Consider the following 14,453-nt stretch of genomic DNA (forward strand, 5'->3'; position numbering starts at 1 on the left):
CTTGATTAACACTTCATCAAATAAAAACATCTTAAAGCTTATTAAATATGGGCCTATCACTGTTGTTGTATTGTTTTCTGCGGTCATGATTATGTTATTAATCAAAGAGAATAAGGCGGCACTTGAGCGGGACATAGTGAGATTATCGAATAACGCCATTAGTCAGCAACGCCTGTTACTAAAAAATCAAATTGATGCGTTATCTAGTCATACGTCTTTTGAAAAGAATACCGCAACAGAACAGCTTCAAAATGATATACGAGAACGTGTCTTAGAAGCACATGCAATTGCAATGGGTATTTATCGCAGTAATCAATCGTTACCAAAATTAGAAATTGGAATTCGAATTAAAGACGCATTACGTAATGTACGTTTTTTAGAAGGACGAGGGTATTTTTTTGCGACATCACTCGATGGCGTTAGCGAATTACTGCCTATCCAGCCAGATTTAGAAGGCACTTCGATCACCGATATGGTGGATGTGAAGGGCACTAAGATTGTAAAAGATATGGTTGCGCTGATGAAAGAGCGCGATGAAACCTTTTATCATTGGTGGTTTCAAAAACCCGATTCAGATACCAGGCCGTATTTTAAAGTTGGTTTCCTCAAGCGTTTTGAACCGCTTGATTGGTATTTAGGAACCGGCGAATACCTTGTAGATTTCGAAACGCAATTACAAAATACAATGTTGGCTAGATTACAGCTAAACCGCTCTAATTTGACCTTTGATTATTTTATTGTCAATGATGATTTGAATTACATTTCTCATAACGATCCTGTAATGATCGGCCAAGTGACTACAAGTGAAATATTTCATGTAAAACAACGACATTCGTTATTCTTAGACGGTGAGTTTATTGATTCATCGCATTCTTATATTGATGATAATGGATTATTAACGGGTAAAATTACCTATGCGCGCCATAATCCTGATTGGCATTGGACTCTAGTCGGTTCTATTGATTTGGAAGCCGTAAACCAATATTTTGTTGATCACAAACGAGACTTAGAACTCAAGAACGAAGAAACTTTACTTAAAATTTTGTTGCTTAGCACCGTTTTAAGCTTGATGCTGGTGGCCGTGTGTTTTGTGATCTCTCGTAATACGGCAAAACGGTTTAAACGTTATGAAGCTAAAATTTTACGCCACGTTAATCAGCTAAATGATAATAAAGAACAATTACGTTTTTTAGCCAACCATGATCCGCTCACTAAGTTACGAAATCGCCGTGAGTTAGAGTCTTCGATAGAATCCGACATTACATTATGCCTTGAAAGTGACACGCAATTGGCGGTGATGTTTTTTGATTTAGATGATTTTAAAAAGATTAATGACCATTATGGTCATGCGACTGGTGATAGGTTGCTGTCGGTGCTTGGCGAAAGCTTTAGCGAATTGTTAGGACCTAAAGATAATGTGTTCAGGTTTGGCGGCGATGAATTTATTTTTTGTTTCCCTTTGTTGATAGATTATGAACACGCTAAAGAAAAGGTTTTGGCGATTCAGCAAGTGTTTTCAAGGGAAATTGATATATTTAACAATAAACTTCATGTTAACGGAAGCATTGGCATCTCAATGTATCCACATGATGGACTTGAAGCCAGCGAGTTAATTCGCAAAGCGGATTTGGTACTTTATAAGTCAAAAGCGCAGCAAAAAGGCCAGTTCTTATTCTATGAACAATCGCTGCATTTGGAATTAGAGCGGGCATTATTAATTGAGACTAAACTGAGAACAGCGCTTGTTAATAATGAACTGTCATTGGTTTATCAGCCACAGATTTGTGCCACAAGTTGCCAAATCATGGGAGTTGAAGCATTAATTCGCTGGCACAACAGTGAGCTTGGTTTTATTGCGCCGGACGAGTTTATTAAAGTAGCAGAAAATGTTGGTTTGATAGATTCAATTGGCGATTTTGTAATGGAACAAGCTTGCCATGATATTGCGTTATATAACAATAACAATGCGAGCCCAATTGCGGTGTCTATTAACGTGTCGCCAGCGCAGTTGATTAACGAAGATTTTGTGGCAAAGGTTTGTGCAATCACTAAGAAGCACCAATTAGCTAACGCTTACGTGACAATAGAGATCACTGAAAATGTCTTGATTTCAGAAATGGAGCGTTCTCGAGCTGTGATTGAGAAACTGCGGGATCGTGGCTTTGATGTTTCACTCGATGATTTTGGTACTGGCTATTCGTCGTTAAGTTATCTCACGCAGTTATCAATCAGTGAATTAAAAATAGATCGCTCTTTTATTATGAAGTGTTTATCGTCTGAGCAAAGCCTGTCGTTAGTACGTTCGATAATTTTAATCGCTCAGTCAGGCCATATGAGTACAGTAGCTGAAGGTGTTGAAACAATAGAGCAGTACGATAAATTACGTGAATTAGGCTGCGATATTATTCAAGGGTACTATTTCAGCAAGCCGTTACCATTTATACAGCTTTGTGAGCAATATGCACCAGAGATTGAATCAGCTGTATTTAGTGAAAGTGACGCGCTTTAGGGTTGAGTTTCTCTAACAGATGCGATAAGTCGGTGAGTTTGCCTGCGATAATATGGCAAACATCACCTTCACGCTCCAAAATCCCCTGAACTTTCAAAATACGTGATGTTAAGAAGGCTTGTTTTTGTGCATGAGCCGTTGCTTGCCAAACGATAACATTACTTGAGCCCGTGTGATCTTCTAGCGTTACAAAAGTAACACCAGATGCTGTTCCTGGTGATTGCCTACCTGTGACAACACCAATAACAGTGACTGGCTTTTGATGGGGAATATTTATGAGGTGTTGCACTTGTGTAAAACGACCTAACTGATTATGACGCTGAAGTAGGGCAATGGGGTGATGGTTTAAACTAAGTCCAAGAGTTTGATAATCTTCGATGAGGTTATCTTGATCATCAGGGCTTGTAATATAAACAGGTTGCTGTGCTTTATCATGCACACTTGGTGCTAGTTGTCTAAACAGTGGTAAATCATATAAATCATCCATCATTAGCCATCGCAGTACGTATCTGTTATCACCAAAATTATGTAGCGCGCCACTACTCGCTAACGCATTGAGATCTTTTTGAGTGACAGTTTGTTGCTCGTAACCCAACCCTTTAATGTCACTGAGCTTTTGATAACCAGTCGTTGGTCGATGGCCAACGACAGTATCAGCCGCTTGACGACTGAGTCCCTTTATTTGACGCAGCCCTAAGCGCAGGGCAAATGGCTGTTGTTTTGAATCGATTCCATCGACTGCTTCAAGGGTGTGATCATAACTAGAAGCATTAATATCAACCTCATAGACAGTGACGGCATGCCTTTTAGCGTCTTGGACAAGCTGTGCTGGTGAATAGAATCCCATTGGGTAACTATTGAGTAGCGCGCAATAAAATACACTCGGATAATAATGTTTTAACCACGCAGAAACATAAGCAAGCACAGCAAAACTAGCGGAATGAGACTCAGGAAAACCATATTCCCCAAAGCCACAAATTTGTTTAAAAATACGCTCAGCAAACTCGGCACTATAACCACGTTCACTCATGCCGTTTAGTAGTTTTTCTTTAAATGGATAGAGTTTGCCATTACGTTGCCATTTTGCCATCGCTCGGCGTAACTGATCCGCCTCACCACCACTAAATCCTGCGGCCACCATGGCTAACTTGATAACTTGTTCTTGAAAAATTGGCACGCCGAGTGTGCGTTCTAACACTGCCTTTACTGCGTCTGATGGATAACTAATGGCTTCTATGCCATCGCGCCTTTTTAAATAGGGATGCACCATATCGCCTTGAATAGGTCCAGGCCTTACTATGGCTATTTGCACGACTAAATCATAGTAACACTGTGGTTTTAGTCGCGGCAGCATACTCATTTGTGCTCGCGATTCTATTTGGAACACACCAACGGTGTCGGCGCGAGAAATATCTGAAAATACCTGCGGATCATCGCCGTATCGGGTGATATCTGCGATGTTGTAATCATGCCCATAATGTTTATTGAGCATAGTAAAACTTTTAGCAATGGCACTAAGCATACCAAGAGCAAGTACATCAACTTTAAGTAAACCTAACGTTTGTAGATCTTCTTTGTCCCACTGGATCACCGTGCGATCAACCATGGCAGCATTCTCAACAGGCACGAGTTCATGCAGTGGCCCAGAAGAAATAACAAAGCCGCCGACATGCTGTGATAAATGGCGTGGAAAGCCTAAAATTTCATGAACTAAATCAACAAAATGTTGAGCAAGGGTCGTGGATAAATCTAAACCGTGTTGGCTAAGTTGCTCATACCAAGGTGTTGTTTGATCACGGCGATTTAGATTCTTGATAAAGTAATCAAGCTGAGTTTCGCAAAGGCCAAGTGCTTTTCCTACATCACGAATTGCACTCTTTAAGCGATAAGTAATGACCGTCGCGGCGAGCGCCGCACGTTTTCGGCCATATTTTTGATAGATGTACTGAAACACTTCTTCACGGCGTTGATGTTCAAAATCGACGTCGATATCTGGCGGCTCGTTACGCTCTTTAGAAATAAATCGCTCAAACAATACAGATATCTGCCGTGGGTCAACGGCAGTGATTTCTAAGCAATAACACACAATGGAATTAGCCGCTGAGCCACGACCTTGATATAAAATGCCTTCACGCTTAGCAAATTGCACAATGTCATACACGGTTAAAAAGAAATATTGATACGATTGCTCCTTTATAAGTGATAGTTCTTTATCGATAGTTGCTTGAATATGTTCATCAACGCCTGCTGGAAAGCGTTTTTTAATGCCTTTAGCCACCAATAAACGCAGATAAGAATCAGCTGAGTGTTCTGAAGGCAGTACTTCACTGGGATATTCATACTGCAGCTGTGATAAATCAAAATGACAACGATTAGCCAGCAACGAGGCATTAATTAAATATTCACTTTGATGGAGTTTAACAAGTTGATGCAGTGGTCTAAGGGCATATTCGCTGTTAGATAACGCATTGCTGCCAAGTGACTGGATGTCACAGCCAGCTTTGATGGCATGTAGAGTATGTTGCAGCGCTAAACGCTTCTTGCTGTGCATTAATACGCCGCCACAAGCCACAACATCTAGCTGATGAGTCTTTGCTAACCCCACGCAATGACGATGATAATGAGATTCTCCCATCGTGAGGTAGCATGTTAATCCGATATGCAAGCGATCGCGATGGTACTTTACTAACCACGTTAACCAATGTTCATCGCTTTTAGGGTTACCACTGGGAATAAAAAGCAGTAATGCACGCTTTAACGACATCAGATCCCACGTTGATAACTCATAATGGCCTTTATTCGCTCGGCGACGACTATTACTAATAATACGGCACAATTCACCATAAGCATCACGGTCGGGACACAGCACCACCACTTTTAAGTCTTCAAGTCTGAACACTGCGCCAACAATGAGCTTAATATTGAGTTTATTGTCTTTTATTTCACTATAAGCACGCACAACCCCAGCTACTGAACATTCATCGGTAATCGCTATGGCGTCATAACCATAAAAAGCCGCTTGTGTGACGAGTTCTTGTGGCTGAGATGCGCCCGTGAGAAACGAAAAGTTACTTTGACAAAATAGCTCGCTATAACTCATCGCATATCACCCGAAATAGCCATGTAAAAACCATTGGCCATTGGGAATTTTAAAAACCCAACACCACTGCTGCTGGCTGTTTTTGGCAATATAATAATCGCGTGTTACGGGGCTTTTTTGCCACCAATGACTGCATAATCGTTCTGGCCCGTGAAAAATACTAACCGCCATCGTCAAAGGCTCTGGTTTATTCAATAAATAACTGGGACGCAAACCGCCACGCACCTGTTCGGTAATACTCGATAGCTCAACCGCCTCACAACGGCTGTGTGGCGTTGAAACAGCAAGGCCATTAACCACTTCAGGTAAATGACTGCTGTGATAATCAAGTTGAGTCACATTACCTTCACCAAGTTTAGCGTGTAACAGGCTCAGTAACTGCGCTTTAGATAAGCGCTGCCGCTTAGCGCCATGACTGGCTTGAGATAATAAATCTTCACTGACGGTTGTTTTACTGCTGGTGTCGTGACAATTAATTTCAAGGGCAATCACAGGGGCGCTTAACTCAACACGCTCTAATTGCAACTGCGTTAATGTCAGCCATGCCGCTGCTGATTGCTCTCCTTGGCTGCTATGAACAGTGACGACAAGCGCCGGTTTATCACGTAACTTTAAGGTTAATTCTATCGACAAAGCCAATTTGTCTCTAATACGCAAATAACTTGATAGCTCACCTAATACTTTACTTAACACAGGTGTTAAATGAACTGTCGTATGAAGCTCATAATTGAGATCGCGATAAAAACAAAAGGGGGTTTGCGGTAAATAAAAATCGATAACTAGTGGAATGTCTCCCTTGATTTGGCTGATATAAGTTAAAAAATCACTATCAAAACGACGTGCTAGCTGTGCCATCGGTAAATCGAGTAATGCACCGACATTGCTGATGCCAATGGCTAACAACTGTTCGATGATTTTCTCACTGGTGTTAAGTGCATTAACGTGGGTCTTTGATAACCATTGGTTAATAAGATGCTTGTCATCACTAATTTGTGTTTGCGATAATATTTGCGCGCTAGCTATAAGCTTAGCAGCCTGAGGGTTGAACGCTGTTGCCCCGCAATAATTGACCTGTAAACTATTCAACCATTCTTGAACGCGTTGCCAACATCCTGCTAAATCATCGTAGAGCACGAACATTGGGCTCAAGCGTAGTAAAAGCCCATGAGGCGGCATCAGAGCAATATCCGCAATGACTTGATAAGCAGACTGCGTAATTTGCGCTAACAGCTTATTCGTGAGTTTCTCGTCGTAGTTAATCACTTGCATCTGCTGACTAAGTGAAATAGCACGCCCTAGGCCAAAACCAAGGCGAACACCACAATCAATTGCCGCTTGATTAGCCTGTACGACCGCATTGTGCTGGCCATTAACAACAATCATTGGTGTTTGTTGTTCACACCGCTTGTCATCAACACTATCGAGTTGTAATTGCGGAAAGTCGACAAATAACCACAACATTAGCTGACTCGACGCTTAGCTAATGCAATAACATTATCGTAGGTTCTGTTGGTGACGAGATCTGGCCATTGTTGACTCATATCAAGCGTAAACATCGGCTGTGGCCAATGGCCTTGCTGTTTCTTTATCGTAATATCTAATCCGTTATCACTTGGCATCAGTGCAAGTGTTAAGTTAACTGGCAGGGCACTAAGTTGATTGGGAGGGCGAATAACGATCAAACGGGATCCTCCTGCTTTTGCGGCGAGTTTTAGGCGCTTAATTTGGCAACTACTAAATTGTTGCTGCCATAACACCACAATGCTGACACAACCACTGTGTAAACTTTGCTCTGCGCTCCATAACTGTTGGCTGTCATCATTGGTGTTTATCATCACTGCTGCACTAGGTTCAATATCATTAAAAGCAAGCATTTGACTATTAATCACACTGGGTGCGTTAATAAACATAATGAGTTGCTGCGTTGTTGCGACTGTCGATAAAAAAGGGGCCAGTAAGCGCAATTCTCCAATACCATTGGCCGTTTGCAATTCAGTAACACCATGTTGGGGCCAGCCACCACCTAGTTTTTTATCTAATAGCAAATAGCCTGTTGAGCAAAATTCATCGACAAGCTGTTGCTGATTTCCTAACCAAATTTTACGGCCATCAATGAGGCCTGCTAATTTTTTATTCATGAAAATGTCCTCACAAATAACCTTTTTTATACAAATTAATAAATACTGTTTAAATATACAGTACATTAATTTAGAAAAAGAGCAAATAAGAATTTTCTATTGCTAAGGTGGCCATGTTGTAGTCTTTTGATGAAAAATATTGAGTCTGCCTAATATCGCTGTTAGTATGCGCTGCCGCATGAGGTGGAATCGTTCCCTCAGTGTGGCAAAGACATTCCTTTATTAATCTAATTGGTAACCGCAATGAATTTGTCAAAACACACCACCGCTGTATCTATCAGCACTAAAGTTTCACTACTAGCATTAGCAATGTCGAGCGCAATGGGCGTTCAAGCTGCACCAGAAGAAAAACCAACGGCCACTAAAAATGATGTAGAACGCATTATGGTGACAGCACGTAAGCGTAGTGAATCATTACAAGAAACGCCGACAGCTATTACTGTTATTGACAGCGGATTATTAGATGACAACAACGTCTCAAACTTAGATGATGTTGGAAAATATGTGCCTAACTTAAATATTTCACGTTTTGGTGCTGGTAACACAGCTCACGCATCAGTGTTTATTCGCGGTATCGGGTTACAAGACCATATCATCACTACCGATCCTGGTGTGGGTGTTTATGTTGATGGTGTTTATTTAGGTCGCCAAATGGGAGCCAACTTATCATTGCCGAATATTGCTAGCGTTGAAGTCTTACGTGGACCTCAGGGAACCTTGTATGGCCGTAATACGTTGGGTGGTGCCATTAATGTAATTACAAAGCAACCTGGCGATGAAAACGTATTCAACATCAGTGCTAAAGCTGGCTCACGTGGCCGCGTTGAAACAACGGCTTACTATAACAACGAACTAACTGATGCGTGGAGCGTTTCAGCAAGTGGCGCTTATAAAAAACGTGACGGTGTTGGTACGGCTATCAATCTTGATAACCCTGAACGTGAAATTGGTGAAGAAAATGAATTTAGTGGGCGTATTGCCACTAAATTCCAGGCGTCAGAAGATCTCTCTTTTGTATTTGCCGTTGATACCGTAGATAACAAATCAGGGCAAAGTCCATATACGATTGAAATGACTGACGCATTAGATGCTAACGACCCTTTCAATGGCGATTTTCCACTACTTAACGAATCTTTATTACCTACTAATCCTGATGATTTAGGCACCGCAGTCGCTGGTTTAGAATCAACAGAAGCATCGGGTTGGGGCGCGGCGCTGACAACAAACTGGTCCATCAATGAACAATATGATGCAAAATTTATTATCAGTAAACGTCACTCTGATTACGAAGGTGGTTTAGATGATGACGGCACTGTATTACATCTGTCTGAATTTCCTGAAGTAGGTGGTGCTGATCAAGAGTCTGTTGAATTACAATTAAATGGTACATTCGACAACATGGACTTCGTGTCTGGTCTGTATTATTTCACTGAAGACGGATACACAAAATCAGGCCCTTGGACCTTTAGCCCATGGAATACCCCAAATGGCAAACTAACCAATGGTGATGATTCATTTGGTGATTACGGTTACTTTGATTTAAACCAAGTAACAACGTCATATGCCGCGTACTTTAATATGTCATACAGCTTAACTGAACGCCTAGATATTGGTGGTGGTTTACGTTATTCAAGCGATGAGAAAAAAGCGAATGCGATGTTCCCAAGTTTTGCCGAACGCAAATTTGTTGAAGCAGACTTTAGCGAAGTCACTTGGGATGTAAATGCGGCTTATCGATTAGATAGCGGTCACAATGTTTATGCAACGATTCAAAAGGGTTACCAAACAGGCGGATTCCCACCTCGTCCATTTGGCGGTGCAGCGCAGTTTGTAGCCTTTGATGAAACAACAGCCATTAACTATGAAGTTGGTTTTAAAGGACAAGTTCTTGATAACCTAACGTTAATGACAGCTGTGTTTTACACTAAGTACAGCGATCTAGCATTACCGTATAGCGATCCTACAGCAGGCGGTGGCTTTGTAACCATCATTGAAAATGCTGGTGAATCAGAAGCTAAAGGTATTGAAATTGAAGCAACACTTAATGTTACTGACGATTTCGATATTCGCGCTGCATTTGGCTATTTAGATGCTGAAATATCACAAATTGACGATGGCGTAACAGGCATTGAACTTGGTGCAACTCCAGCATTAACACCAAAATATACAGCAACATTAGCTGCCTCTTATTATGTTGAACTTGATTCAGGTGCTTCGTTAGCATTTAACGCGGATTACTCTTATCGCTCAAGCATGCAAGGGCAATCATCTAACAACCCAACAGAAGAAATTTCATCGCGAGATTTAGCTGGATTTAATGTTAAATATCAGCCTGCCGATGCTCTGTGGTCACTTAGCCTATATGGTGAAAACGTATTTAATGAAGTATACGATCAAGGTCGCTTACAACAAGCTGGTTTTGTTGGTATCGTTCGCAGCAATGATCGCAGCGAATTTGGCTTGCGTTACACCCATGATTTTGAGCTATAAGTTTTTAAAAACAACCTAGCTAATACAATGAAGATCCAATGCCATTCGTGGCATTGGATCTTTTCTTTTTACGACTATTATTTAACGCTGAATTAGCATTAACTCTTTGCAACATAATCATTTTTACTCTATGTTTGAACCCCATTGAAACTTGATTGTAATATAGGGATATACAATGCAAAAAGTTTATCAACAAAGCCGTTGGCAGAATATTATCTACCGTATTAATCAAAGTGTGCTGCTGTCTATGTCTGTTATTATTGGCTTCATAGCCGCCGCACTATTAAGTGTAAAACAACCAGATTTAAATCAGACAACTCTATATATTTATGCTGGAATTTACATTGGTATTCCTGCCTTACTGGTTATTTGGCTTGTCGTATTTAATACCAGCAAAGGAAAAGTAATAGAACACGGCATAGAGGTTTCAGACTGCGCAATTAGTTATATTAACTATGGCGAAAAAGAAATGATGAGCTGGCAAAATTATCATGGGTTTGAAGTCTTGAGTACATTCTTAGGTTTGTTTCGTACGGTTATTTTGAAAGGACGCGATCAACAAAGGATAACCTTTAATTATTATGCGTTCTCATCAATTCAGCGACGCGAGATTATCGATACCTTACGCATGAAAACACATGAGTAATATTTCATTTATGAATATAAAAAAATTGTGGTTTATCTTGTTTCTAGTGCTCTTTGGTTGCTCTAAACAGGAGCAGGGCATATCACTTGAACATCAAGTTTATGAGCATATCTTCAATGAAATATTTCAAGATGCGAGACAGTCAGTCTTGATTTCTGATCGATATACTTTAGGCATGGCTAAAGGTATGTCAGTTAACGAGTTAATTAACTACTTAAACCTCAAAGATTTACCATCTAACTCACTTAGTAAACTCCTTACAAGTGGTGAGCAGGGAAAGCCGACATGGCAACCGATAATGATTACTGCTCGCTATATTGATGCATCTCAAGATGATATTCAGCAGCGCAATAACTTTTGGGAGCGTTTTTCTAAAGAGTATAAAGCTGGCGGATATTACACATTATCTAGGGTTATTCTTGATGAAAAAAACGAAGAAGCAGTCGTCATGTTTGGCTATCGATGTTTAGGGCTATGCGGTTCACGTGATGTCCTTGTTCATTTGAAGAAAACAGGTATGGAATGGAAGGTTATTAATGCTAAAAAGCTATGGATTTCTTAGCGTATAGACGTCGTAGCCATCACTATCATCAAGCCAATTAACTTACTAACCACTACGAATAAAATCAGACTGGAAAAATTATATGCCGATTAAATCCGATTTACAGCTTGAGTTGTTAACTGTTCAAATATACAGTAAGTAACAACACTAAGTAAAACAGAGTTTTTTATGTGCGGACGATTTAATGTTAATGATGATTCATTTGTACAGCTGTTATTAGAAGGTCTAGAGGTTGATAATCCACAAGAGCAGCGGCATTCACCTTTCATTACACCATGTCAGCCAGTGTCTGTAATACTTGAAGAGCAAGGACAACGTCGGTTACAAGACGCCACATGGTGGTTACTACTTGAACCGAATGATAAAGGTTTTAAACCATCGCGTTATACATCGTTTAATACCCGTTATGACAAGGTGAATCAAGCAGGTAGTGCAGGGTATCAATCTTATCGCAGTCAACGCTGCATTATTCCAGCATCAGGCTTTGGTGAAACTCAATTCGTCAACAAAAAAGCCGTAAGCTATCACAACATGACTGCCACTGACGAAGCCTTGGCCTTTGCTGGATTGTATCGTTTATGGCGTCACCCAAGGACAGGTGAGTTAGCCTATTCATGTTCTATTATCACCAATGCACCGCATCCAAAATTTGCCAATATTCACACCAAGGCTAGCCCAGCTATGTTAGCGCCGCATCAATACAATATGTGGTTAGAACCAACGGTTAATGATCCCAATCAATTAAACGACGTGCTGCAACCACGTATCGTGACTAGACTAAGTGCGCAGGCTATTAATAAACCGTCTCTGCGAGAGGCTGTAGGAGAAGCTTTTGTAATTGACAGAGATAAATGACAAGTGCTCTAGATAACCTTATATTCTCTTTTATTAATTTTGTGGTATTCGTTGATTTGAGTTATCGCTTGTTCGATAGTTTTGAATTTATATTTATCTTCAAAATATAGAACGTAATCTCCAGTGTTATCTTCATTTGAGCGAAAGGCATATTCAATATCAAAATACTCACACAACACATCTTCGATATAATCTCGATGTTCATAATCAATAAGCTGAATATACGCTCCCCAATTTTCGTCCACCTGTAACGCGATAGGAGATAATATATAACGAAATTTATTGAGCATGCCTTTTCCTTAAACCTCAGGCGACGAAGATATTACTATCTGTAGTGGTGGTTTAAGGTATTAATATAGAGAGATAAAAGCAACAATTAAGTTGCTTTTATGGAAAAGATTATTAGATGCATATTCTTATGGATGTTGATCACCTGTTCTCATCGAAACTGATCACACATTCTCATTCAAGCTGATCACCTTTTCTCATTGATGTTGATCACTGATTTTAGCTAGGCTAATTTCAAATGACTGCTTTCAATACTGCCATTTTGCATTGTTATAACCGCATAATGTTTACTCCATTTTTATCAAGGAGTCGTTATGCCAGCAGAGTCAATATCAATGCGAAAACTTAAAGAAATACTTCGATTAAAATATGAAGCCAAGTTATCACACCGTAAAATCGGTACAAGCTTGTCTATCTCACCCGGTACTGTATCGACCTATGTCAACCGCGCTAAGCTCATGGGTATAGAGGAATGGCCGTTGCCACCAATTTGGGACGACATCAAACTCAATAAGTGCTTTTTGCAAACCAAAATCCAACCTAGGACTGCGATCCCGCTGCCAAACTGGTCACAATTCAATAGTCAATTAAAGGGTAAAGGCGTTACTAAACAGTTGCTGTGGCAAGAGTATGTTCGAGCGAAATGCCACTAATCATTATAGCTATCCGCAGATGTGCCGTATTTACAAAGACTGGCTGTCACGTCAACAACCGTCGATGCGACAGATTCATAAGTACGGTGAGAAGTTGTTTATTGATTACTGTGGCCCAACAATCCCCATTGTTAACCCACAAACTGGTGAATTTCGCGGCGCACAAATATTCGTTGCTGTGATGGGTGGTACTAATTTTACCTTTGCTGAAGCGACGCTATCCCAACAGCTTGAAGATTGGGTAATGAGCCATGTTCGAGCATTCGAGTTTTTAGGTGCCATTCCCGATATTATTGTGCCTGACAATTTGCGTTCAGCGACAACAAGAGCATGTAAATATGACTCTGACTTAAACCCAACATATCAGCAGCTTGCTGCACATTATAATGTAGCAATCATTCCAGCAAGACCGTTGCGGCCCAAAGACAAGGCTAAAGCTGAAAATGGTGTGCTGATCGTCGAACGCTGGATAATGGCGGTATTACGCCATGAAACATTCTATAGCTTAACGCAGCTCAATCAGCGGGTCAGCCAATTACTTGTGAAGTTAAACACCAAGCCTTTCCAGAAACTGCCAGGAAACAGAACAACAGAGTTTAATACCCATGAGCTGCCCGCCATGAGGCCTCTTCCGAGACACGCTTACCAGTACACCTACATAAAAAAGGTCAAAGTAAATGTTGATTACCATATTGAAGTGAATAAGCACTATTACTCAGTGCCGTATGGGCTACTTAAAAAGCAAGTCGAGGCGCATGTCAGTGATAAGACTGTAAAACTTTATTATCAAAATCAATGTATTGCCCAGCATCTTCGTTCAATCCGCATCGGAGGTTACAGCACTCAAGTGGAGCATATGCCTAAGGCGCATCAAGATTACGCTAAATGGACGCCAGATCGCTTAAAACAATGGGCGAGTACGCTCGGTGAGTATGTCTCGCAGTGGGTCGACTATCAATTGCACAGTAAAGCTCATCCACAACAAAGCTATAAAGTCTGCTTTGGCTTACTGAGCTTAAACAAGGTCTATTCAAAAGAGCGCCTAAACGCGGCATGTCAACGGGCCCTAGACACTGGAGGTTACCGACTAGCAAACGTAAAAATCATACTGAAAAAGAACTTAGACCAAGAAAAACGTGAACCTAAGCAAATCGATCTATTGGCAGATATCAAGCATGACAATGTCCGTGGACAAAACTACTACCATTAAGG

9 protein-coding genes and 1 pseudogene are annotated in these 14,453 nt (G+C 40.7%); 6 read left to right on the forward strand and 4 right to left on the reverse strand.

Annotated elements, in window-relative coordinates; translation table 11 throughout:
• Position 1 precedes the first annotated feature (1 nt).
• Entirely contained in the window at positions 2–2,509 is a 2,508-nt protein-coding gene (locus ACMAZF_RS09475; protein WP_435277107.1) for a bifunctional diguanylate cyclase/phosphodiesterase, read from the forward strand.
• On the opposite strand, the gene ACMAZF_RS09480 is transcribed toward ACMAZF_RS09475, so the two are convergent.
• The 3 genes from ACMAZF_RS09480 to imuA are packed head-to-tail and all read right to left on the reverse strand — an operon-like array spanning position 2,487 to position 7,747.
• The gene (locus ACMAZF_RS09480) at positions 2,487–5,609 is read right to left on the reverse strand and encodes an error-prone DNA polymerase (protein WP_435277108.1); all 3,123 of its coding nucleotides are present in this window, start codon (positions 5,607–5,609) and stop codon (positions 2,487–2,489) included. The genes ACMAZF_RS09475 and ACMAZF_RS09480 overlap by 23 nt on opposite strands.
• A gap of 6 nt (positions 5,610–5,615) precedes the next feature.
• The gene (locus ACMAZF_RS09485) at positions 5,616–7,070 is read right to left on the reverse strand and encodes a Y-family DNA polymerase (protein ID WP_435277109.1); all 1,455 of its coding nucleotides are present in this window, start codon (positions 7,068–7,070) and stop codon (positions 5,616–5,618) included.
• A complete protein-coding gene (imuA, locus tag ACMAZF_RS09490) occupies positions 7,070–7,747 on the reverse strand; it encodes a translesion DNA synthesis-associated protein ImuA (RefSeq protein ID WP_435277110.1) in 678 nt (225 codons plus the stop codon). The genes ACMAZF_RS09485 and imuA overlap by 1 nt, the downstream gene beginning before the upstream one ends.
• A 243-nt stretch (positions 7,748–7,990) precedes the next feature.
• Between imuA and ACMAZF_RS09495 the strand changes: the two genes are divergently transcribed.
• From ACMAZF_RS09495 to ACMAZF_RS09510, 4 genes are all read left to right on the forward strand, one after another.
• On the forward strand, positions 7,991–10,237 hold the full coding sequence (locus ACMAZF_RS09495) for a TonB-dependent receptor (RefSeq protein ID WP_435277111.1): 2,247 nt from the start codon (positions 7,991–7,993) through the stop codon (positions 10,235–10,237).
• Between the two features lie 175 nt (positions 10,238–10,412).
• Entirely contained in the window at positions 10,413–10,883 is a 471-nt protein-coding gene (locus tag ACMAZF_RS09500; RefSeq protein WP_435277112.1) for a hypothetical protein, read from the forward strand.
• Positions 10,876–11,445, forward strand: coding sequence for a hypothetical protein (locus ACMAZF_RS09505; protein ID WP_435277113.1), 570 nt, complete (start codon positions 10,876–10,878; stop codon positions 11,443–11,445). Before ACMAZF_RS09500 ends, ACMAZF_RS09505 begins: the two co-directional genes overlap by 8 nt.
• 168 nt (positions 11,446–11,613) lie before the next feature.
• Positions 11,614–12,300 carry an SOS response-associated peptidase gene (locus tag ACMAZF_RS09510; RefSeq protein WP_435277114.1) on the forward strand — a complete coding sequence of 229 codons (687 nt, stop codon included), beginning with the start codon at positions 11,614–11,616 and terminating at the stop codon, positions 12,298–12,300.
• 8 nt (positions 12,301–12,308) lie between these two features.
• On the opposite strand, the gene ACMAZF_RS09515 is transcribed toward ACMAZF_RS09510, so the two are convergent.
• Complete coding sequence (locus tag ACMAZF_RS09515) at positions 12,309–12,590, reverse strand: hypothetical protein (RefSeq protein ID WP_435277115.1); 282 nt, start codon at positions 12,588–12,590, stop codon at positions 12,309–12,311.
• 312 nt (positions 12,591–12,902) lie between these two features.
• Between ACMAZF_RS09515 and istA the strand changes: the two are divergent.
• A pseudogene (gene istA / locus ACMAZF_RS09520) lies at positions 12,903–14,451 on the forward strand (IS21 family transposase).
• Positions 14,452–14,453 lie beyond the last annotated feature (2 nt).

Source organism: Psychrobium sp. nBUS_13 (genome assembly GCF_051201665.1).
In the GTDB taxonomy this organism is placed as follows: Bacteria; Pseudomonadota; Gammaproteobacteria; order Enterobacterales; family Psychrobiaceae; genus Psychrobium.